The organism is Billgrantia sp. NRB1 (assembly GCF_056921725.1).
Window position 1 is genome coordinate 2,818,312 of sequence record NZ_CM167783.1, and the last position, 22,629, is coordinate 2,840,940.

Consider the following 22,629-nt stretch of genomic DNA (forward strand, 5'->3'; position numbering starts at 1 on the left):
GCACCGCCTCCTGCATCAGACCGACGGCATCGGCGGCATTGGACGGACAGGCCACCAGCAGGCCGGGGATGTCGCGCAGCACGGCGATGGCGTTGTCGTTGTGGAAATGGCCGCCGAAGCCCTTCTGGTAGCCGAGCCCGGCGATACGCACCACCATGGGGTTGGTGTACTGGCCGTTGGAGAAGAAGCTGAGGGTGGCCGCCTCACCGCGCAGCTGGTCCTCGGCGTTGTGCAGGTAGGCCAGAAACTGGATCTCGAGAATCGGCACCAGGCCGTTGTGGCCCAGGCCGATGCCGAGCCCCAGGATGCTCTGCTCGTCGAGCAGGGTGTCGATCACCCGGTGCGGGCCGAACTGGGCCTGCAGCCGCTGGGTGACCCCGTAGACGCCGCCCTTGCGGCCGATGTCCTCGCCGGCCATCACCAGATGCGGATAGCGGCCCATCAGGCGCCCCAGCGCCTGGTTGAGCAGCTTCGCCATGGAGGCCGGCGCCGGGTCCAGCTCTCCCTGCCAGGGGCGGCAGCGCCCCGGCCGCGCCAGCGGCACGATGCTGGCCATCACTTGCTCGGCCGTCTCCAGCTTGGGACGCTGAATTGCCGCTTCGGCGACATGGGCCACCCGCTCCCCCACCGCCCGGTAGAGCTCACCGATCCGGGCATCGTCGAGCCCCCCGTGATGGCGCAGCAGCCCGGCGCTGACCAGCAGGGGGTCCCGCGCCTCGTCGGCCTTGATGCGCTGGGGCGTGAGGTAGGCCTGCTGGGCATCGGAGCCGGCATGGCCGAACAGCCGCACGCAGCGCATGTGCAGGAACACGGGCTGGCGGTGCGTCCGGGCGATGCGCGCCGCCTCCCGGGCCGCCCGCCGGGTATCCAGCAGATCGAGGCCGTCGCAGCTCAGGTAGTGAAAGCCGGGGCGGGCGCGCATGCTGGCCTCGACCCAGCCCTCGGGGGTGGGCGTGGAGATGCCGATGCCGTTGTCCTCGCAGACCAGCACCAGCGGCATCGGGGCGCCCTGGTAGGCGGCCCAGCCGGCGGCGTTGATCGCCCCCTGGGCGGTGGAGTGATTGAAGGAGGCGTCGCCGAAGCTGCAGATCACCACGCTGTCGGCCGGCCAGTCACCCCCGCCGCCCAGGCGTCGCCACAGGCCGAGCCCATAGGCTGCCCCCATCGCCTTGGGCAGGTGCGAGGCGATGGTGCTGGTCTGGGGCGGCACCGCGAGTGCCTTCGAGCCCAGCACCTTGTGCCGGCCGCCGGAGATGGGGTCCTCGGCCGAGGCGGCGAAGCTGAGCAGCAGATCCCATAGCGGCGTCTGGCCGGGCACCTGACGGGCGCGCTGGATCAGAAAGGCGGCGTCGCGGTAGTGCAGAAAGGCGGGATCCGTGGGTCGAAAGGCGCCGGCGATGGCGGCGTTGCCCTCGTGACCGGCGCTGCCGATGGTGTAGAACGCCTCGCCGCGGGCCTGCAGCCGCCGGGCATGCAGGTCCAGATGGCGGCTCATCAGCTGGGACTCGAACAGCTCGACCAGGCCGGCACGGCTGAGTTCAGCGTCATCGAGGGTCCAAGCCCGGTCGGGTGTGGGCCAGTCGCCGGAACGCAGGGCCTGGAAGAACAGTGCCTCCTGGGGCAGGGAATCGAACACGGTAGCGGGCTCCTGTCGGCAGTCACTAGGGGAGTGTCTACAGCCTAGCGCGCCCGGCAGGCAAAGGGATAATATCGATATCCTGGACCAGGTATAGGAATGCCTTATGGATGTGCGCAGCCTGCGCTACTTCATCGCCGCCTACGAGGGCGGCTCGATCAGCGCCGCCGCGCGACGCTGCCACGTGGCCCAGCCCTCCATCTCGGCGGCCCTGGCCCAGCTGGAGGCGCGGCTGGACACCACGCTCTTCGAACGCCATCGCCGCGGCATCACCGCCACCGAGGAGGGCCACCGGCTCTACCCCCTGGCCCGCCGGGTCAGCGAGGATCTCGACACGATCACCCGGCAGTTCCGCCACCCCGCCTCCCCCACCCCGGTGCGTCTGGGCCTGATGCGCTCGCTGGGCGCCAGCCGCATGACCGCCCTGCTCAAGGAGGTCATCCACCGCGGGGAGCACCTGGCGCTGACCCTGGTCAATCCGGAGGAGCCCTGCGACGCCCGCATCATCGGCGAGCATGACCTGGCCCCCGGCGAGGCCTTCCAGCCGATCTGGCACGACCGCTATCGCCTGGCCCTGCCCACCGGCCACCCGCTGACCCGGCATGCCACCGTGGCGCTCGCCGACCTGGAGGGGCTGCCCATGGTCTGGCGCCGCCCCTGCGCGGCCATGGAGCGGCTGGGCGAGGCGCTCGACGGCGCCGGCATCCGCTGCCAGGTACGCGCCCACCTGCGCACCATCGAGTACACCCTGGGGCTGGTGGCAGCGGGGGTCGGCGCCTCCTTGGTGCCCGTCTGGCCGGAGATCCTGGAGCGCCACGACGTCCAGTGCCGCCCCCTGGAGGGCCTGACCATTGCCCAGACCATCGGCGTGGCGTATCCGGCACGCCACGCCTCGGCGGCGCTGGCGCCGCTGCTGGCGCTGGGCCGGGAGGCCTGGGGGGCCGGGCTTCAGGCCGGTGCGGTCGCTGCCTCGCCGGCGAGCAGCTGAGCGCGGCCGGCGGCCACCGCTCGCTCCCGGCCGAGGCCGCGGTGATAGAAGCCGTGCAGCGTCTCGCACAGGGCGGCGGCCCGGGGCGGCAAGCCTTCATGTACATAGCGGGCCGCCCGCGCCTCGACCCGGGCACGAAAGGCCTCGCGATCCACCTCCGCGTTGCCGCCAAGGTTGTCGACGCTGACATGGAAGTGGTGCCCGCAAGCCTCGGCCAGCAGCCTCTCCAAGGCCTGGGGCGCCACCTCCACCGCCTCGAAGTCGCGCTGCTGCTCGGCGCTGCGTCCGTCGGGCAGATACCAGTAGCCGTAGTCCTCCAGTCGGCGGCGCCGCTCGCCGGCGATGCACCAGTGGCTGATCTCATGCAGGGCGCTGGCATAGAAGCCGTGGGCGAAGATCACCCGGTGATAGGGGCAGTCGGCATCGGCGGGCAGGTAGAGCGGCTCGTCGCCGCCCCGCACCAGCCTCGTTGCGAAGGTATCCGCGAAGAGGCCGTCGAACAGGGCGATGATGTCGTCGAGTCGATGTGTCACGCAGGCTCCAGGGGTGGCTGAGAGGCCGGCATTATAAAACGCGTGGCGGCGAGCGAACATCGCCGGCGATTGCTACTATTGACGGTTTCTTCCCTGGCATGGAGCCGCTCCCTTGGCAACGTTTTTCACCGACCTGCTGAGCGCCAGCCGCACGGAAACGCGGCCGCTGATTCGCCTCGCCCTGCCGATCTGCGGGGCCCAGCTGGCCCAGGCCGGCATGAGCGTCACCGACGTGATGATGACCGGGCGCCTGAGCGCCACCGACCTGGCGGCGGTCTCGGTGGGCTCGAGCCTGTGGCTGCCGCTGATGCTGTTCATGACCGGCACCCTGATGGGGCTGACCCCCATCGTTGCCCAGCTGCTGGGCGGCGGACGCACCGCCGGCATCCGCCCCAACGTGCATCAGGCGCTGTGGGTGGCCCTGGCCCTGGGGACCCTGGCCGCCCTGCTGCTGTGGTTCACGGTAATGCCGATCTTCCGCCTGATGGCGGTGCCAGACGAGGTCGCCACGCGCTCGGCCGCCTATCTCGCCGCCGTGGCCTTCGGCATGCCCGGGGTGGCGCTGTTCCAGGCGCTGCGTGCCTTCTCCGACGGCATGAACCATACTCGCCCCTCGCTGTGGATCAGCCTGATCGGCCTGGGGGTGAACGTGCCCAGCAACTTCGTGCTGATCTACGGCGGCGACGGCCTCACCGGGCTCTTCGGCGACTGGCTACCCGCCTGGCTCCAGGCCCTGCCGGCGCTGGGCGCGCTGGGCTGCGGGATCGCCACCGCCCTGTCGATGTGGGTGATGTGCCTGGCGATGATCGTCTACACCCGGCGCTCGAGCGCCTACGGCCGCGTCGCCCTGTGGCACTCGCCCACCCCGCCGCGCTGGCAAATGATCGGCGAGCTGCTCTACGTCGGCGTGCCCATCGGGGTGGCGATCTTCGTGGAGGTGACGCTGTTCACGCTGATCGCGCTGTTTATCGCGAGCCTCGGCGAAGTCACGGTGGCCGCCCACCAGGTGGCCCTCAACTACACCTCGATCCTGTTCATGCTGCCGCTCTCGCTGAGCATGGCGCTGACCGTCAGGGTCAGCAACACCCTGGGCCAGCAGCGCCCCGAGTTCGCCCGCCTGGTGGCCTGGAACGGCGTCGCCCTCTGCCTGCTGGTGGCCGGCCTCAACTGCCTGGTGCTGTGGCTCACCGCCGAGCCGGTGATCGGGCTCTATACCCACGACCCGGCAGTGCAACGCCTGACGCTTTCACTGGTCATACTGGCCATGATCTTCCAGGTGTCCGACTCGCTGCAGGTCAACCTGGCCGGCGCCCTGCGCGGCTACAAGGACACGCGGGTGATCATGGTGATCACGCTGATCGCCTACTGGCTGGTCGGCCTGGGCGGCGGACACTGGCTGGGCACCCAGGGACTGTTCGGCTGGCTCGCCCCCATGGGCGTGCATGGCTACTGGATCGGCCTGATCGCCGGGCTCAGCGTGGCCGCGCTGCTGCTGGGAGAACGGCTGCGGCGCATGGCAAGCGGAGTGGCGCATGGCAAGATCGAGATTCCCAAAGGCTAGCACGCCATATGCCGGGGCAAGGCGACTCCCGCCGCTGGCGGCGCTGCTGCTGACCGCGCTGCTGGCGGGCTGCGGCGGCAGCGGCGAGGGCGAGGCGCTGCTGCAGGCGTACCAGCGCGAGCTTGCCGCCGCCCTGGACCTGGCCGAGCCCGAGCCCTCTGCCCCGGACAATATCGGCGCCTTCCCACAGCGCAGCGAACGCCTCTTCGAGGTGGCCGAGACCCGCGACGGAATGCTCAACGTTTACGCCCTGCGGGAGTGCCATATCACCTCGCTGGTCGCCGAGCGCAATAACCAGCTGGGCCGGGTGGCGCCGCCCAGCCAGCGCTGGATCTACGAGCTCGAGCTGTGGCGGCGGCTGCACGCCTGCCACAACAGCGATATTCCCGAGACGCTCAGCGACAGCCATCGCGAGCGGCTGGCCCGCCTCACCGAGACCAAGACCGAGCAGCTCCCGCTTGTCAGCTGGAACACCCTGTTCGACTCCGAAGAGTGGACCGGCAGCTTCTCCCGGGCCAGCTCACCGCTGGAACCCGGTGCAGACACCGCCATCGACGCCCAGCTCGACGCGGTGGTCTGGCTGCAAGAGGCCACCCGTAACCAGTTCAATCCGGCGTGGCAGCACGACTCCTCCACCCTGGAAAATCACCTCAAGACACTGCGCTCCCGGCCGCTCACCGCCGAGGTGCTACGCGCCCTGATGCTGGCCGAGCAGCGGCTAGGCGAGGCCAACGCCCTGCTCGAGGAGCGCCTCTCGCGCGCGGATTCCTGCCGGGCGCTGGAGGCATCGGAGAGCGCGCTCAAGACCGCCTTCGAGGCACAGCCGGCAGCCGACTGGCTGACGCGACTCGAGTCCCACGCCGAGCGCTGGCTGGGCGCCGTGGAGGGGCTGCTGGACAGTCATATCGAACCGCCGACGGCCGTGGCCGACTACCGCCGGCGCTGGCTCTCCCTGGACAACTCGCAGGCACCGCTGCCCGCCTACCGCGCGGCCCTGGAGACGCACCGCCACCACTGGCAGGCGCTGGCCGCGCGGTGCCCCTGAACCCCGGTGGGCGAAAAACATGATCCCAGGCTTAACTTGCCCTGCCACTCTATGCTATTGGTGGAGGCAGGTGGCATGCGCCGATACCGTCAGCCTTGCTGTTGCCGTGACCGACACGGACCGTGCAGAACCTGGAGGTAGATCATGGGTACTCAACTGTCACCCCGCCCTGCCCAGGTGATCGACCTGGATACCATGCGTCGGCGGCACAAGGCCAGGCAGCGCCTGGTGCGTCTCTCCCCGGAGCTCGATGGCCTGGAAATGGTCTACAGCCTGGCGTCCGATCCCGACTCCCTCTACGGCATGCCGATCCTCGCCTGGGGCCTGCGCGAAGACGGAGAGGTGGTGGGGCTGGTGCCCTGGATGGAATCGCTCACCCCCTGCCATCGGCTCGACGACCCGGATCACGGCTGCTTCATCGGCTATCGCGACCCCGAGACCGAAGAGCTGCTGGAAACGGCGCCCCCCCACAAGGCGTTCGAGCTGGAGCACGCCGCGGCCTACTTCGACTACGAGGAGACCGAAGACGTCACCCTTATCCAGCAGCTCCCCGACACCCTGGGCACCCACGCCCTATGCATCAACGACGGCCAGGAGCCCTGGCAGCTCAAGCAGGTGTTCGGCTGGCGGCTCTACAACGACGGCGGCATCGAAGCGCTGCTGGCCGACGAGGCGCTGATCGACACCACCCCGATCCTTCCCGGGGACCCCTGCCTCTACACCGGCCACAGTCGCCACCGGGTGGTCTACTTCTTCCAGCGCCACATCGCCAATCGGATTCGCGAGCAGGACCCCAGCACCCTGGAGGCCCTGGCACTGATGGTGATCCCCGACTCGACGAGATCGCCTCACGGTTCCGAAGACTAGGCTATGCCTGAAAAGTCGACGAGCGATGGTCAGGGCTAGGCCCGTTCCCTACGGGCCAACGCACTTCCCACATCTCTGTGGGTCGCAAGGCAAAAATCGGCGTGAAGGCGGACCGGGCTCGCGTTCGAGTTTACGGGGTGTAAATGAGTACTTTGATCGGACTCGCGCACGAGCTGATTTTTAACGCCGTATGGCCGAGCGCAGGCACTTTTCGGGCAAAGCCTAGCGGTGCATCAGCCCAAGCGGATATAGTAGCAGTAGTGTCCGCCCGACTCCTGCTGGAGCAGCAGCTCATGGCCCAGGAAGCTGCAGAACTTCGGCACATCGCGGGTGGTCGCCGGATCCGTGGCGACCACCTTGAGCACCTCGCCGGACCCCATGTCTCGCACCTTGTTGTGCATCAGCATGATCGGTTCCGGGCAGTAGAGTCCGGTAGTATCCAGTTCGGCCTGGTAGTCGGGCAGGGAGTCGGCGGTATCAGCCATCGATCGACCTCGGTGTTAGGGAGCAGCTTAGATGATAAAGATCATTATCGAACGTCGCATCATGCCCGGCCTGGAGGAGGAGTACGAAGAGGCCGCCCGCGAAGCCATGCGCTGGTCGCTGGGCGCCAGGGGCTTCGTGGGCGGCGAGACCCTCGTCGAGCTGGGCCACAGCGACCGGCGTCTGATGATCACCAAGTGGCGCGACATGCGCGCCTGGAAGGAGTGGTACACCAGCGAGGAGCGCACCCGCGTCATGCAGCGGATCTGGCCGCTGCTGACCGAGGACGAGACCATTCGCGTCTATGAGCCCTCCTACTGAGCAAGGCATTACCTTCCCTTCCTCGCCGGGCATGTCGGGCCGCCTCAATCCCGCAGCCGGACATGCACGGTGACCTCCTCACGGTCGTGATAGAGGTGTCGGCAGCGAATCTCGGCCGCCACGCCGGCGTCCGCCAGGGCACCTTCCAGCGTCATCAGGCAGCCCGACACGCTCTCCCAGCGCCGCTTCATCGGCAGCTTGAGATTGAATACCGCCTCTCGACACCAGCGCCGCACCAGCCAGCGCTCGACCATGGCCGTGACGCGCGTCGGCTTGTCGACGATGTCGCACACCAGCCAGTCGAGCCGACAGGGCGGCTCCCAGACGAAGCCATCCTCGCGCCGATGCTCCACCATCCCGGTGGCCATCAGCCCCTTGTCCATGGGGCCGTTGTCGATGGCATAGACGTGCATGCCGCGGTTCACCAGCTGCCAGGTCCAGCCGCCCGGGGCCGCGCCCAGGTCGGCGGCCTGCATGCCTTCGCCTAGCCGCTGCGGCCATTCATCCCGCGGCACGAACTCATGCCACGCCTCTTCCAGCTTGAGCGTCGAGCGGCTGGGCGCCCCCGGCGGAAATTTCAGCCGGCGAATCCCGCCGGGCAGCTCGCTGCGGTTGCCGGGGAAGCTCATGCCCAGCAGGACTCGGTCGCCGTCGCACCACAGCAGGTGTAGCCGCCGTCCCGCCGCCCTGCGCCGCAGCGCCCCGCGTTTCTTGAGCGTCGAGGCCAGCGGCCGGCTCAACGACTTGATCAGTCCCGCCAGCGCCTTGCCTTCATTGGTGTCCGGCGTCTCGTGCCAGACATCATCGAAGCTCCAGCCGCTGGCCACCACCTGATCGACGATGGCCGCCAGCCGGTTGTCCCGCGACAGCGAGAGCGGCGCAAGCCCCACCAGACTCTGTCGCGCGAAGATCAGCCCGCTCAAAGATAGCTCACGGTGCAGCAGATTGACCGGCCGCTCATCGTCGGGGACAAAGCTAGCATAGCCTGCCAGCGGCACGGCATCGCACTCGCCCTGCCAGCCCAGCGCCTGAGCACGGGCCGTTACTTCCGCGGCCATATCGGCCTCGAAGCCCGGGCGGCAGTAGAGCAGTAACCGATCGGGTGCCTGCCGGTCCAGCGGCGTCTCCATGCGCATCATTCGCCTTCCTCTCCTTGTCCGCCCTGCGACGACGCGGCCTTTTTCCTTCTCCCACCCAGCGCCTCGATATCCTGCAGCTGCACGTTGAGGGCATTGGTCGACAGCAACACCTCCCACAGGGAGTAGACCAGCGAAATGGAAAGCGTGATCAGGCTCGCCCCGAACAGCGCCATACCCACCAACTCAAACGCCAGAAACAGCGCAAACATCGACAGGGTACAGAGCAGAAAGCTCAGCACCCCGGCGACCTGCATGCGCTTGGTCAGGGAGATCCGCTTACGCAGCATCAGGATCTGGCGTGCCGTCACCTCCTGATGCTGGCTGCGCTCCTCCTCGGCCAGCTTGCGGATCAGCTGGGCCAGCACCAAGAAGCGGTTGGTATAGGCCAGCAGCAGCAGGGAAATGGCGGGAAACAACAGGGCCGGTGTCGTCAGCGTCACGGCGCTCGGGCTCCAGCGAAAATGGGGCGCCCATGATATCAGTCCTGACATCTCAGGTGTGACGCCCCACCACATCGTTTATTCATCGTCTATGAAGAACGGTTAATGCTCGACATTGGTGCACGGTTTTCCTGATTTTTGAAGGGATTTCGCCTCATATCAATGTCTAATCCCGACATGGCCCATGCATTTGCTGCATAATGGTGCATGCCTTATAGTGTGCCGACACTTCTTCGACAGGAACCCACCATGCCCTACGTTCATGACACCCTCGAACGCCTCAAGAAGAGCAGTCCGGCACAGACCGAGTTCTACCAGGCCGCAGAAGAAGTCCTGGAGTGCCTTCGCCCGCTCTTCGAGCGCAGCCCCTACTACCACGATCACAGCATCATCGAGCGCATCGTCGAACCCGAGCGCCAGATCATGTTCCGCATCTGCTGGACCGACGACGCGGGCAAGGTCCAGGTCAACAAGGGCTATCGCGTCCAGTTCAACTCCGCCCTGGGCCCCTACAAGGGCGGCCTGCGCTTTCACCCCAGCGTCACCTCGGGCATCATCAAGTTCCTGGGCTTCGAGCAGATCTTCAAGAATGCCCTCACCGGCCTGCCCATCGGTGGCGGCAAAGGCGGATCGGACTTCGACCCCAAGGGCAAGTCCGACGCCGAGATCATGCGCTTCTGCCAGTCGTTCATGAACGAGCTCTATCGCCACATCGGCCCGACCACCGACGTACCGGCCGGGGATATCGGCGTGGGCGCCCGCGAGATCGGCTATCTCTACGGCCAATACAAGCGGATTACCGGACGCTACGAGGGCGTGCTGACCGGCAAGGGGCTGGACTGGGGCGGCTCCATCGGGCGCAAGGAAGCCACCGGCTACGGGGCGGTCTACTTCGCACAGAACATGCTGGAGGCCCGCGGCGAGAGTATCGAGGGCAAGACTTGCCTGGTCTCCGGCGCCGGCAACGTGGCCATCTACACCATCGAGAAGCTCTACGAGCTGGGCGCCACGCCCATCACCTGCTCCGATTCCCGCGGCACCATCCATGACCCCCGCGGCGTCGACCTCGACCTGCTCAAGGAGCTCAAGGAGGTCAAGCGCGCCTCTCTGGAGGAGTACCTGGCCAAGCACCCTGACGCCGAGTACATTCCCGCCAGCCGCTATCCCGCGGACGGCCATGCAGTGTGGCGCATCCGGGCCGACGTGGCCTTCCCCTGCGCCACCCAGAACGAGCTGACCGATGCAGACGCCGAGACCCTGCTCGGTAACGGCATCAACTGCATCAGCGAAGGCGCCAACATGCCCTCCACTGCCGCCGCCGTGGACCGCTTCCTGGAAGCCAAGATCGCCTACGGCCCCGGCAAGGCCGCCAACGCCGGCGGTGTCGCCACCAGCCAGCTGGAAATGGCCCAGAACAGCAGCATGCAGCAGTGGCCGCTGGAGAAGGTCGACGCCAAGCTCAAGGAGATCATGGCCAATATCCACCGGCAGTGCGCCGACACCGCCGAGGAATTCGGCGAGCCGACCAACCTGGTGCTCGGCGCCAATATCGCCGGTTTCCGCAAGGTCGCCGATGCCATGATCGAGCAGGGCGTGGTGTAACCAGTGCCTCTCCCCTTCGGGTCGCTTACACGAGAAAGCCCGGGCCAGACGGCCCGGGCTTTCTTGATGCGCTGCCTACCCGCACCCTGCGCATGACGGCAGGGTACGAAGTCTCATTACACGTAGGGCGGGAAACCGCGACGTGCGTGGGACTCGCACTGAGCTTCTGCCATCTTCATGATGCCGCACCACAGGCCACGCATCAGGGGCATGAAGACAGGGCGGGCATCGACCTGATCCCAGATGGTCGGGAAAGTTGCCTTGGCGTTAGCCATGGTATGAGCCTCGCTTCACGATTCATGTTGCCACGCATTATGCCTTGGTCTATAGCTTAAAGTCTAATACCCCCACCCCCCCAGGGCCAATCCGTGCGCCACGAAAAGCCCTGCGCTCTTTCGGCAGCCCAGAACAACGAAACCCCAGCCAAAGAGGGCTGGGGTTTCTGAATAAGTGCCTGACGACCGGGGCGGCCCTCCGTCGGGCGGCGCTCCGCGACTCTCCATGGGGAGTCCCTGGCGTAATCCAGGCTGCAATGCGAAAAGCCCCGCGCTCTTTCGAACGCGGGGCTTTTCTAAATAAATGCCTGACGATGACCTACTCTCGCATGGGGAAGCCCCACACTACCATCGGCGCTGAGCGGTTTCACTGCTGAGTTCGGCAAGGGATCAGGTGGTTCCCACTCGCTATGGTCGTCAGGCGAAAACGGTTGGAATCATGCCGACGCTACGTCTCGTCGTATCCGTCAATGTCGCGCGCAATGCGCAGACCCCTTGGGGTTATATGGTCAAGCCTCACGGGCCATTAGTACCGGTTAGCTCAACGCCTTGCAGCGCTTCCACACCCGGCCTATCAACCAGCTGGTCTCGCTGGGCCCTTCAGGAGGCTCGAGGCCTCGGGGATGTCTCATCTTGAAGGGGGCTTCCCGCTTAGATGCTTTCAGCGGTTATCCCGTCCGCACATAGCTACCCGGCAATGCCACTGGCGTGACAACCGGAACACCAGAGGTGCGTCCACTCCGGTCCTCTCGTACTAGGAGCAGCTCTTCTCAAACATCCAACGCCCACGGCAGATAGGGACCGAACTGTCTCACGACGTTCTAAACCCAGCTCGCGTACCACTTTAAATGGCGAACAGCCATACCCTTGGGACCGACTTCAGCCCCAGGATGTGATGAGCCGACATCGAGGTGCCAAACACCGCCGTCGATGTGAACTCTTGGGCGGTATCAGCCTGTTATCCCCGGAGTACCTTTTATCCGTTGAGCGATGGCCCTTCCATACAGAACCACCGGATCACTAGAACCTACTTTCGTACCTGCTCGACGTGTCTGTCTCGCAGTCAAGCACCCTTATGCTCTTGCACTCATTGCACGATTTCCGACCGTGCTGAGGGTACCTTCGTGCTCCTCCGTTACGCTTTGGGAGGAGACCGCCCCAGTCAAACTACCCACCACACACTGTCCTCGATCCGGATCACGGACCTGAGTTAGAACGCCAATGATGCCAGGCTGGTATTTCAAGGTTGGCTCCACCCGAACTGGCGTCCGGGTTTCCAAGCCTCCCAGCTATCCTACACAGGCAACATCAGCGTCCAGTGTGAAGCTATAGTAAAGGTTCACGGGGTCTTTCCGTCTAGCCGCGGGTACACAGCATCTTCACTGCGATTTCAATTTCACTGAGTCTCGGGTGGAGACAGCGTGGCCATCATTACGCCATTCGTGCAGGTCGGAACTTACCCGACAAGGAATTTCGCTACCTTAGGACCGTTATAGTTACGGCCGCCGTTTACCGGGGCTTCGATCAGGAGCTTCGCCCGAGGGCTAACACCATCAATTAACCTTCCGGCACCGGGCAGGCGTCACACCCTATACGTCCGCTTACGCGTTTGCAGAGTGCTGTGTTTTTAATAAACAGTTGCAGCCACCTGGTATCTTCGACCGCCTTCCGCTCCGGCCGCGAGGGCCTTCACGTAGTGGCGGCGTGCCTTCTCCCGAAGTTACGGCACCATTTTGCCTAGTTCCTTCACCCGAGTTCTCTCAAGCGCCTGGGTATTCTCTACCTGACCACCTGTGTCGGTTTGGGGTACGGTCCCACTGTATCTGAAGCTTAGAGGCTTTTCCTGGAAGCGTGGCATCGATGACTTCCACCCCGTGGGGTGTTCGTCTCGCTTCTCGGCCTTAGGGATCCGGATTTGCCTGAACCCCCAGCCTACAAGCTTTCACCAGGACAACCAACGCCTGGCTCACCTAGCCCTCTTCGTCCCCCCATCGCAATACAGTGAGGTACGGGAATATTGACCCGTTTCCCATCGACTACGCCTTTCGGCCTCGCCTTAGGGGCCGACTCACTCTGCTCCGATTAGCGTCGAACAGAAACCCTTGGTCTTCCGGCGGGGGAGTTTTTCACTCCCCTTGTCGTTACTCATGTCAGCATTCGCACTCGTGATACCTCCAGCAAGCCTCTCGACTCACCTTCGTCGGCGTACACGACGCTCCTCTACCGCTTGTGTGCATCCCGAAAACCACTCGCTGCTGGCTCGGCTTACGTTGGCGACCAACTCGACTATTGTTGGGCGCTTTCGCTCGCTTCGCTCGCGTAAACGAATAGCTTTGGGTGATGCACACAAGCCCGTAGCTTCGGTACCTGGTTTAGCCCCGTTACATCTTCCGCGCAGGCCGACTCGACTAGTGAGCTATTACGCTTTCTTTAAAGGATGGCTGCTTCTAAGCCAACCTCCTAGCTGTCTGAGCCTTCCCACATCGTTTCCCACTTAACCAGGATTTGGGGACCTTAGCTGACGGTCTGGGTTGTTTCCCTTTTCACAACGGACGTTAGCACCCGCTGTGTGTCTCCCACGCTGGCACTCACCGGTATTCGGAGTTTGCCTCGGGTTGGTAAGTCGGGATGACCCCCTAGCCGAAACAGTGCTCTACCCCCGGTGGTGATACGTGAGGCGCTACCTAAATAGCTTTCGAGGAGAACCAGCTATCTCCGGGCTTGATTAGCCTTTCACTCCGATCCACAAGTCATCCAAATCTTTTTCAACAGATCCTGGTTCGGTCCTCCAGTTGATGTTACTCAACCTTCAACCTGCTCATGGATAGATCGCCCGGTTTCGGGTCTATATCCAGCGACTGGTCGCCCAGTTAAGACTCGGTTTCCCTACGCCTCCCCTAATCGGTTAAGCTCGCCACTGAATATAAGTCGCTGACCCATTATACAAAAGGTACGCGGTCACACGACGAGCGTGCTCCCACTGCTTGTACGCATACGGTTTCAGGATCTATTTCACTCCCCTCGCCGGGGTTCTTTTCGCCTTTCCCTCACGGTACTGGTTCACTATCGGTCAGCCAGGAGTATTTAGCCTTGGAGGATGGTCCCCCCGTCTTCAGTCAAGGTTTCACGTGCCCCGACCTACTCGATTTCACTGGATCAGGCTTTCGGCTACGGGACTATCACCCGCTATGGTCGCGCTTCCCAGCGCGTTCGCCTAACCATTCACCAGCTTAAGGGCTGGTCCCCGTTCGCTCGCCGCTACTGGGGGAATCTCGGTTGATTTCTTTTCCTCGGGGTACTTAGATGTTTCAGTTCCCCCGGTTCGCCTCCCAACACCTATGGATTCAGTGTGGGATACCCTGCTGATGCAGGGTGGGTTTCCCCATTCAGAGATGCCCGGGTCACAGGTTGTTTGCCACCTCGCCGAGCCTTATCGCAGGCTTCCACGTCTTTCATCGCCTCTGGCTGCCTAGGCATCCACCGTATGCGCTTAATCGCTTGACCATATAACCCGAAAGGGTCTGGCCTACGATTACGTACGACAATTGCCGGATACGCTTGAGACGTATCTCATGTCCTTTCTTCTCAGAAAGGAACTTGTCAGCATGATTCACATTGTTAAAGAGCATTTAGAGCGGTAAGCCCTAAGCTGTAAGCTTTAAGTCAACACCTTGCAGTGTCGTCAAAGCTTATAGCTTAGCGCTAACGTTAGACTGTTTTGGCTGGCGTTTCTGGGAGTGGTGGAGCCTAGCGGGATCGAACCGCTGACCTCCTGCGTGCAAGGCAGGCGCTCTCCCAGCTGAGCTAAGGCCCCTAAAACCGCTGTAAGCTGTAAGCCATAAGCTTCAAGCTAACCCTAGCTCGCGATTCCAAGGGGGTTATCTTACAGCTTCAAGCTTATAGCTTAAGGCTAGAGATTGGTGGGTCTGGGCAGATTTGAACTGCCGACCTCACCCTTATCAGGGGTGCGCTCTAACCAACTGAGCTACAGACCCATTGGTCGCGCTGGGTCCATACCCAAACAGTCTTTGCTCTGGCCGATCAGGTAATTCATTGTGAGCACTTGCCGCGAGGCGGCGATATGTCGTTTAAGGAGGTGATCCAGCCGCAGGTTCCCCTACGGCTACCTTGTTACGACTTCACCCCAGTCATGAACCACACCGTGGTGATCGCCCTCCGAAGTTAGGCTAACCACTTCTGGTGCAGTCCACTCCCATGGTGTGACGGGCGGTGTGTACAAGGCCCGGGAACGTATTCACCGTGACATTCTGATTCACGATTACTAGCGATTCCGACTTCACGGAGTCGAGTTGCAGACTCCGATCCGGACTGAGATCGGCTTTATGGGATTAGCGCACTCTCGCGAGTTGGCAACCCTTTGTACCGACCATTGTAGCACGTGTGTAGCCCTACCCGTAAGGGCCATGATGACTTGACGTCGTCCCCACCTTCCTCCGGTTTGTCACCGGCAGTCTCCCTAGAGTTCCCGACCGAATCGCTGGCAAATAGGGACAAGGGTTGCGCTCGTTACGGGACTTAACCCAACATTTCACAACACGAGCTGACGACAGCCATGCAGCACCTGTCTGAGAGTTCCCGAAGGCACGAATCCATCTCTGGAAACTTCTCTCGATGTCAAGGGTAGGTAAGGTTCTTCGCGTTGCATCGAATTAAACCACATGCTCCACCGCTTGTGCGGGCCCCCGTCAATTCATTTGAGTTTTAACCTTGCGGCCGTACTCCCCAGGCGGTCGACTTATCGCGTTAACTGCGCCACAAAGTCCGCGAAGGACCCAACGGCTAGTCGACATCGTTTACGGCGTGGACTACCAGGGTATCTAATCCTGTTTGCTACCCACGCTTTCGCACCTCAGTGTCAGTGTCAGTCCAGAAGGCCGCCTTCGCCACTGGTATTCCTCCCGATCTCTACGCATTTCACCGCTACACCGGGAATTCTACCTTCCTCTCCTGCACTCTAGCCTGACAGTTCCGGATGCCGTTCCCAGGTTGAGCCCGGGGCTTTCACAACCGGCTTATCAAGCCACCTACGCGCGCTTTACGCCCAGTAATTCCGATTAACGCTCGCACCCTCCGTATTACCGCGGCTGCTGGCACGGAGTTAGCCGGTGCTTCTTCTGTGGGTGATGTCCTTCTTCCGGGGTATTAACCCGAAAGCCTTCTTCCCCACTGAAAGTGCTTTACAACCCGAAAGCCTTCTTCACACACGCGGCATGGCTGGATCAGGGTTGCCCCCATTGTCCAATATTCCCCACTGCTGCCTCCCGTAGGAGTTCGGGCCGTGTCTCAGTCCCGATGTGGCTGATCATCCTCTCAGACCAGCTACGGATCGTCGCCTTGGTGAGCCATTACCTCACCAACTAGCTAATCCGACATAGGCTCATCCGATAGCGCAAGGTCCGAAGAGCCCCTGCTTTCTCCCGTAGGACGTATGCGGTATTAGCCTGAGTTTCCCCAGGTTATCCCCCACTACCGGGCAGATTCCTATGCATTACTCACCCGTCCGCCGCTCGACGCCCGGGAGCAAGCTCCCGTCGTTTCCGCTCGACTTGCATGTGTTAGGCCTGCCGCCAGCGTTCAATCTGAGCCATGATCAAACTCTTCAGTTTAAGATCATATAGTTCTTGCCCTCCCGAGGGAGGAAGCGAACCAAACTTGGCTCAAGGTTCAAACGTTCTCAAAAAGACCCGAAAGTCTTTGACGAGTCGCTTGCCTTGATAATGGTGTGACTTCTCACCACCTCATCGACAAGCGCCCACATGAATTACCTGATCGATTGTTAAAGAGCGGCCCCTGACTCCCCTCAATTTCAACCCGAGGAGCGGAGCGTCTCGCTTGCTGTCGTGACCGGAGCTTCCGGCCTCGCCAGCGCCCTGCGAGGAAGGCGTATTCTACTGAACCGGCCGAGTTTGTCAACTCTCTTCGCCGCCTCACTGTCGTGAGCCTGGCGTCGAAGCCCAGCGTTGCTGGTGGCCGCCCAGAGCCCCTGACGGACCTCTGTATCGAGTGGAGCGCATTCTACCGAATCCGCCGCGGGCGTCAAGTCGGAATTTAGCGAAGCGATTCGAAAAACCCAAAGCGAGACAACCACTTACCACTCTCGTCACCGCCTGCAACGTTGCCCGTTGCCGGCAGCGGATGCGTACTTTACGGATTAACGGGCAGGCGTGCAACCCCTCCGCATCAAAAAAATATAGACCACTTACGCTCAGGACGCCAAGGCAATCGGCAAGACGACCTGGCAATCCCGAACCGCCAGGCAGGGGAAGTCGCGAGGCGCCAACCACCGCCTGCCATGGTCAGATCACGAAGAGGTCGACGAAACGGTGAACCGGGGTGCTCTCCAGGCGCGCCTGATCCTTGCACAGGGCGAAGATACGCTCGCAGCGTTCCGCCGGGAAGCGGGTCGCCAGGTTGCGGCGGAACTTCTCTTCCAGCACCGGGATGCCCTCGGCGCGGCGCCGGCGATGACCGATCGGGTACTCGACCTCGACCCTGTCGGTGGATGAGCCGTCCTTGAAGAATACCTGGATGGCATTGGCGATGGAGCGCTTCTCGGGATCGTGGTAATCGCGGGAGTAGCGCGGTTCTTCCACCACCTCCATCCTGTCGCGCAGCTCATCGATGATCGGATGGGCCTCGTGGAACTCATCCTCGTAGTGCTCGGCCGTCAGGCTACCGAAGGCGAGCGGCACCGCCGTCATGTACTGCAGGCAGTGGTCGCGGTCGGCCGGATTGGCCAGCGGCCCCGACTTGGAGATGATACGAATCGCCGAATCGTGGGTGGTCAGCACGATCCTGTCGATGTCCTCGAGACGGTCCTTGACCTGCGGATGCAGGGCGACCGCCGCTTCACAGGCCGTCTGGGAGTGGAACTCCGCGGGGAAGGCGATCTTGAACAGGATGTTCTCCATCACATAGGTGCCGAAGTCGCGCTGGAAGGAGAACTTGCGCTCCGCCTCCGGCTTGAGCGCCTGGTCCTTGTTGGTCTTGGAGAAGAGCACGTCGTAGAACCCCCACTGGGGGGCACTCAGGGCCCCGGGAATCCCCATCTCGCCGCGCAGGGCGATATCGGCCAGGCGCACGCCACGGGAGGTGGCATCCCCTGCCGCCCAGCTCTTGCGCGAGCCGGCATTGGGCGCATGGCGGTAGGTCCTGAGACTCTGGCCGTCGACCCAGGCGTGGGAGAGTGCGGAGAGCAGCTGCTCGCGGTTGGCGCCCATCATCCTGGCGGCCACAGCGGTGGAGGCCACCTTGACCAGCACCACATGGTCGAGGCCGACTCGGTTGAAGCTGTTCTCCAGCGCCAGCACCCCCTGAATCTCATGGGCCCGAATCATCGCCTCTAGCACGTCGCGCATGACCAGCGGCGCCTCTCCCTCGGCGACACGCCGCTGAGAGAGGTGGTCTGCCACCGCCAGGATGGCTCCCAAATTGTCGGAGGGGTGCCCCCACTCTGCCGCCAGCCAGGTGTCGTTGTAGTCCAACCAGCGCACGATACAGCCGATGTCCCAGGCGGCCTTGGCCGGGTCGAGCCGAAACGAGGTGCCGGGCACCCTGGCGCCGTGAGGCACCATCGTGCCCTCCACCAGCGGTCCCAGGTGCTTGGTGCACTCCGGAAAGCGCAGCGCCAGCAGGCCGCAGCCCAGGGTATCGATGAGGCAGTTGCGAGCGGTATCCCAAGCCTCGCTGCTGTCGATTTCGACATCGAGAACATAGTCGGCGATCTTCTGCAGTTCGGCGTCATAGTCCGGGCGTACATTGGCTTCCACGGTGCTCATCTTGATCTCCTTCGACATCGACAGTGGCTACCCCCACTATAGAAAACGCCCCGAGCCATGCGACTCGAGGCGTCTCCTTTTCATCGGCAAATTCACCCGCAAGCGGGGGCAAGATCAGAAGCTGTCGCCTGGCACACGCACGAAGCCTTCCATCAATACCCGCGCGCTACGGCTCATCACCGCCTGGTCGATCACCCAGCGCCCCTCCTCCAGGCTCGCCTCGGCACCCACCCGCAGGGTGCCGGAGGGGTGCCCGAAGGTCACGGCGTTGCGCTTGCCGCCGCCGGCGGCCAGGTTGACCAGCGTGCCTTCGATAGCCGCGGCAGAGGCGATCGCCACCGCCGCGGTACCCATCATGGCGTGGTGCAGCTTGCCCATGGAGAGGGCGCGCACCAGCAGGTCGACCTCCGCCTCCGTCACTTCCTTGCCGCTGGAGGCGACATAGCGGGTCGGCGGCGCCACAAAGGCCACCTTGGGCGTGTGCTGGCGGCTGGCCGCCTCACCGAGGTCCTGGATCAGGCCCATCTTGAGGGCGCCGTGAGCACGCAGGGTCTCGAAGCGCGAAAGCGCGACCGGGTCGCCGTTGATCGCCTCCTGCAGCTCGGTGCCGGTGTAGCCGAGATCGGCGGCATTGACGAAGATGGTCGGGATGCCGGCACTGATCAGAGTGGCCTTGATCGTTCCCCCGGCCGCCACCTCGGCCGGCACTTCCAGGTCGTCCACCCGATTGCCGGTGGGAAAGATGGCGCCCTCGCCGTCGGCCGGGTCCTTGAAGGCCACCGGCACCTCGGCCGCCGGGAAGGTCACCCCGTCCAGCTCGAAGTCGCCGGTCTCCTGCACCTCACCGTTGGTGATGGGCACCCGGGAGACGATGGTCTTGGCGATATTGGCCTGCCAGATGCGCACTTCCACCACGCCGTTGTCGGGAATGCGCGCCGGGTCCACCAGGCCGTTGGCGATGGCGAAGGGTCCCACGGCGGCGGAGAGGTTGCCGCAGTTGCCGCTCCAGTCGACGAAGGCCTTGTCGATGGATACCTGGCCGAAGAGGTAGTCCACGTCGTGCTCGGGGCTTTCGCTCTTCGAGAGGATCACCGTCTTGCTGGTGCTGGAGGTGGCCCCGCCCATGCCGTCGATCTGCTTCTGGTAGGGATCGGGGCTGCCGATCACCCGCATCAGCAGGCGATCCCGAGCCTCGCCGGGCTCGCGAGCCGCCTCGGGCAGGTCGTCGAGCCGGAAGAAGACGCCCTTGCTGGTGCCGCCGCGCATATAGGTGGCGGGAATGCGAATCTGCGCTGCCCGGCTCATGCGCTGACCTCCGCGGACTCCAGGAAGTCCTTGGCGAAGCGCTGCAGCACGCCGCCGGCGGAGTAGACGGTGACCTCTTCCGCGGTGTCCAGGCGGCAGGTCACCGGCACCCGGTCAACCTCACCGGTCTTGCGGTGGATCACCAGCTCGAGCGTCGCACCCGGCGCCGGTTTGCCCTCCACGTCATAGGTCTCGGTGCCGTCGAGCTGCAGGGTGTGGCGGGTGGTGCCCTCCTGGAACTGCAGCGGCATCACGCCCATGCCGATCAGGTTGGTGCGGTGGATACGCTCGAAGCCTTCGGCGACGATCGCCTCGACCCCGGCCAGCGCCACGCCCTTGGCCGCCCAGTCGCGGGAGGACCCCTGACCGTAGTCGGCACCGGCGATGACGATCAGCGGCTGCTTGCGCTCCATGTAGGTCTCGATGGCCTCCCACATCCGGGTCACCTCGCCTTCCGGCTCGATGCGCGCCAGCGAGCCCTGCTTCACTTCGCCGTTCTCGTCGCGGACCATCTCGTTGAAGAGCTTGGGGTTGGCCAGGGTCGCGCGCAGGGCGGTGAGGTGGTCGCCGCGATGGGTGGCGTAGGAGTTGAAGTCCTCCTCCGGCAGGCCCATCTTGTGCAGGTACTCCCCCGCCGCGCTGTCCATCATGATGGCATTGGACGGCGACAGATGGTCGGTGGTGATATTATCCGGCAGGATCGCCAGCGGCCGCATCCCCTTCAGCGCGCGCACGGCCGCCATGTTGCCTTCCCAGTAGGGCGGGCGGCGGATATAGGTGCTCTGGGGGCGCCAGTCGTAGAGCGGGCTCTCGGCCTTGTCCGCGGCGTCCAGGTCGAACATCGGGATATAGACCTGCTTGAACTGCTCCGGCTTGACGAACTCGCCGACGATGGCGTCGATCTCCTCGTCGGAGGGCCAGAGGTCCTTGAGGGTCACCGGGTTGCCGTTGTTGTCGGTGCCGAGCACGTCCTTCTCGATATCGAAGCGCACGGTACCGGCGATGGCGTAGGCCACCACCAGCGCCGGCGAGGCCAGGAAGGCCTGCTTGGCGTAGGGGTGGATGCGGCCGTCGAAGTTGCGGTTGCCGGAGAGCACGGCGGTGGCGTAGAGATCGCGGTCGATGATCTCCTGCTGGATCGTCGGGTCCAGCGCCCCGGACATGCCGTTACAGGTGGTGCAGGCGTAGGCGACGATGCCGAAGCCGAGCTTCTCCAGCTCCGGCAGCAGGCCGGCCTCCTCCAGGTACAGCCGCGCGACCTTCGATCCTGGAGCGAACGATGACTTCACCCAGGGCTTGCGGACCAGACCCAGCTCGTTGGCTTTCTTTGCCAGCAGGCCCGCCCCCACCACGTTGCGCGGGTTGGAGGTGTTGGTGCAGCTGGTGATGGCGGCAATAATCACCGCGCCATCGGGCATCTTGCCTTCCTTTTCATCCGCCTGGGCCTTGTCGCTGTCCTTGTAAGAGCCCACGGCGATGCCGCGCTCGACAAGGGCACTGGTAGGCAGGCGGCGATGAGGGTTGGAGGGGCCCGCCAGGTTGCGCTCGACGCTGGACAGGTCGAAGGTCAGCACCCGCTCGTACTGGGCATCGGTCAGGCTGTCGGCCCACAGGCCGGTCTCTTTGGCGTACTTCTCCACCAGCTCCACTTGCTCCTGCTCGCGGCCGGTGAGCGTCAGGTAGTCGATGGTCTGCTCGTCGATATAGAACATCGCCGCGGTGGCGCCATACTCCGGGGTCATGTTGGAGATGGTGGCACGATCGCCGATGGTCAGGCTCTTGGCGCCCTCGCCGAAGAACTCGAGATACGCCCCGACCACGCGTTCCTTACGCAGGAATTCGGTGATCGCCAGGACGATATCGGTGGCGGTGATGCCGGGCTTGGGCTTGCTGGTCAGCTCCACGCCAACGATGTCGGGCAGGCGCATCATGGAGGGGCGACCCAGCATCACGGTCTCGGCCTCCAGGCCGCCGACGCCGATGGCGATGACACCCAGGCAGTCGATGTGCGGGGTATGGCTGTCGGTGCCCACGCAGGTATCCGGGTACGCCACGCCGTCGCGCGCCTGCACCACCGGCGACATCTTCTCCAGGTTGATCTGGTGCATGATGCCGTTGCCGGCGGGAATCACGTCGACGTTCTCGAAGGCGGTCTTAGTCCACTCGATGAAGTGGAAGCGATCCTCGTTGCGACGATCCTCGATGGCGCGGTTCTTCTCGAAGGCGTCCTGCTCGTAGCCGGCGTGCTCCACGGCCAGGGAGTGATCGACGATCAGCTGGGTCGGCACCACCGGGTTGACCTTGGCGGGGTCACCGCCCTGCTCGGCGATGGCGTCGCGCAGGCCGGCCAGGTCGACCAGCGCCGTCTGGCCGAGGATGTCATGGCACACCACCCGGGCCGGGTACCAGGGGAAATCGAGGTCGCGGCGGCGCTCGATCAGCTGCTTCAGGGCATCGGTGAGCAGCTCCGGCTCACAGCGACGCACCAGCTGCTCGGCGAGTACCCGAGAGGTGTAGGGAAGGGTGTCGTAGGCACCGGGCTGAATCGCCTCGACGGCCGCACGCACGTCGAAGTAGTCCAGCTCGGTGCCGGGAAGCGGTTTACGGTATTCAGTATTCATGGCGTCGAGAGTCT

13 protein-coding genes, 2 tRNA genes, 3 rRNA genes and 1 pseudogene are annotated in these 22,629 nt (G+C 63.9%); 6 read left to right on the forward strand and 13 right to left on the reverse strand.

The genetic code is table 11. From position 1 onward, the window contains the following. Positions 1-22: 22 nt before the first annotated feature. Positions 23-1,495: pseudogene (locus tag ACZIYR_RS12825) on the reverse strand (thiamine pyrophosphate-dependent enzyme); the annotation flags it as partial. 247 nt (positions 1,496-1,742) lie between these two features. On the opposite strand from ACZIYR_RS12825, the gene ACZIYR_RS12830 reads away from it, so the two are divergent. Further along, positions 1,743-2,624, forward strand: a complete 882-nt coding sequence (locus ACZIYR_RS12830; RefSeq protein WP_483526939.1) for a LysR family transcriptional regulator — start codon at positions 1,743-1,745, stop codon at positions 2,622-2,624. Here ACZIYR_RS12830 and ACZIYR_RS12835 read toward each other — a convergent pair. Then, positions 2,585-3,157, reverse strand: a complete 573-nt coding sequence (locus ACZIYR_RS12835) for an elongation factor P hydroxylase (RefSeq protein ID WP_473034146.1) — start codon at positions 3,155-3,157, stop codon at positions 2,585-2,587. The two genes, ACZIYR_RS12830 and ACZIYR_RS12835, sit on opposite strands and share 40 nt — an antisense overlap. A gap of 112 nt (positions 3,158-3,269) precedes the next feature. On the opposite strand from ACZIYR_RS12835, the gene ACZIYR_RS12840 reads away from it, so the two are divergent. The 3 genes from ACZIYR_RS12840 to ACZIYR_RS12850 all read left to right on the forward strand — a co-directional run bounded on the left by ACZIYR_RS12840 (position 3,270) and on the right by ACZIYR_RS12850 (position 6,630). Beyond that, positions 3,270-4,718, forward strand: coding sequence for an MATE family efflux transporter (locus ACZIYR_RS12840; protein ID WP_483526940.1), 1,449 nt, complete (start codon positions 3,270-3,272; stop codon positions 4,716-4,718). Continuing rightward, positions 4,690-5,763 carry a DUF3080 family protein gene (locus ACZIYR_RS12845; RefSeq protein WP_483526941.1) on the forward strand — a complete coding sequence of 358 codons (1,074 nt, stop codon included), beginning with the start codon at positions 4,690-4,692 and terminating at the stop codon, positions 5,761-5,763. The genes ACZIYR_RS12840 and ACZIYR_RS12845 overlap by 29 nt, the downstream gene beginning before the upstream one ends. A gap of 144 nt (positions 5,764-5,907) precedes the next feature. After that, positions 5,908-6,630, forward strand: a complete 723-nt coding sequence (locus ACZIYR_RS12850; protein ID WP_483526942.1) for a hypothetical protein — start codon at positions 5,908-5,910, stop codon at positions 6,628-6,630. A gap of 233 nt (positions 6,631-6,863) precedes the next feature. Here ACZIYR_RS12850 and tusA read toward each other — a convergent pair whose 3' ends face one another. Next, the gene (gene tusA / locus ACZIYR_RS12855; protein WP_483526943.1) at positions 6,864-7,115 is read right to left on the reverse strand and encodes a sulfurtransferase TusA; all 252 of its coding nucleotides are present in this window, start codon (positions 7,113-7,115) and stop codon (positions 6,864-6,866) included. A gap of 31 nt (positions 7,116-7,146) precedes the next feature. On the opposite strand from tusA, the gene ACZIYR_RS12860 reads away from it, so the two are divergent. Continuing rightward, positions 7,147-7,434, forward strand: a complete 288-nt coding sequence (locus tag ACZIYR_RS12860) for an antibiotic biosynthesis monooxygenase family protein (protein WP_483526944.1) — start codon at positions 7,147-7,149, stop codon at positions 7,432-7,434. Positions 7,435-7,478: 44 nt separating this feature from the next. On the opposite strand, the gene rlmM is transcribed toward ACZIYR_RS12860, so the two are convergent. Both rlmM and ACZIYR_RS12870 read right to left on the reverse strand, forming a co-directional pair. Then, entirely contained in the window at positions 7,479-8,573 is a 1,095-nt protein-coding gene (rlmM, locus tag ACZIYR_RS12865) for a 23S rRNA (cytidine(2498)-2'-O)-methyltransferase RlmM (protein WP_483526945.1), read from the reverse strand. Next, positions 8,570-9,013: a DUF2721 domain-containing protein gene (locus tag ACZIYR_RS12870; protein ID WP_473034152.1), complete on the reverse strand. Its 444-nt coding sequence runs from the start codon at positions 9,011-9,013 to the stop codon at positions 8,570-8,572. The genes rlmM and ACZIYR_RS12870 overlap by 4 nt, the downstream gene beginning before the upstream one ends. Before the next feature lie 249 nt (positions 9,014-9,262). On the opposite strand from ACZIYR_RS12870, the gene gdhA reads away from it, so the two are divergent. Continuing rightward, positions 9,263-10,615 carry an NADP-specific glutamate dehydrogenase gene (gene gdhA / locus ACZIYR_RS12875; RefSeq protein WP_483526946.1) on the forward strand — a complete coding sequence of 451 codons (1,353 nt, stop codon included), beginning with the start codon at positions 9,263-9,265 and terminating at the stop codon, positions 10,613-10,615. A gap of 581 nt (positions 10,616-11,196) precedes the next feature. On the opposite strand, the gene rrf is transcribed toward gdhA, so the two are convergent. The 8 genes from rrf to acnD all read right to left on the reverse strand — a co-directional run bounded on the left by rrf (position 11,197) and on the right by acnD (position 22,615). Continuing rightward, a 5S ribosomal RNA gene (gene rrf / locus ACZIYR_RS12880) occupies positions 11,197-11,312 on the reverse strand. Between the two features lie 83 nt (positions 11,313-11,395). After that, positions 11,396-14,394 (reverse strand): 23S ribosomal RNA (locus tag ACZIYR_RS12885). A gap of 234 nt (positions 14,395-14,628) precedes the next feature. Beyond that, a tRNA-Ala gene (locus ACZIYR_RS12890) sits at positions 14,629-14,704 on the reverse strand. 104 nt (positions 14,705-14,808) lie between these two features. After that, positions 14,809-14,885: transfer RNA gene (locus tag ACZIYR_RS12895), tRNA-Ile, on the reverse strand. A gap of 94 nt (positions 14,886-14,979) precedes the next feature. Further along, positions 14,980-16,517: ribosomal RNA gene (locus tag ACZIYR_RS12900) — 16S ribosomal RNA — on the reverse strand. Together the 16S, 23S and 5S rRNA genes with 2 tRNA genes alongside form the textbook arrangement of a ribosomal RNA operon. A gap of 690 nt (positions 16,518-17,207) precedes the next feature. Then, a complete protein-coding gene (gene prpD, locus ACZIYR_RS12905; protein ID WP_483526947.1) occupies positions 17,208-18,689 on the reverse strand; it encodes a 2-methylcitrate dehydratase in 1,482 nt (493 codons plus the stop codon). A gap of 114 nt (positions 18,690-18,803) precedes the next feature. Next, the gene (gene prpF, locus ACZIYR_RS12910; protein ID WP_483526948.1) at positions 18,804-19,994 is read right to left on the reverse strand and encodes a 2-methylaconitate cis-trans isomerase PrpF; all 1,191 of its coding nucleotides are present in this window, start codon (positions 19,992-19,994) and stop codon (positions 18,804-18,806) included. Continuing rightward, the gene (acnD, locus tag ACZIYR_RS12915; protein ID WP_483526949.1) at positions 19,991-22,615 is read right to left on the reverse strand and encodes a Fe/S-dependent 2-methylisocitrate dehydratase AcnD; all 2,625 of its coding nucleotides are present in this window, start codon (positions 22,613-22,615) and stop codon (positions 19,991-19,993) included. Before acnD ends, prpF begins: the two co-directional genes overlap by 4 nt. Between the last annotated feature and the right edge of the window lie 14 nt (positions 22,616-22,629).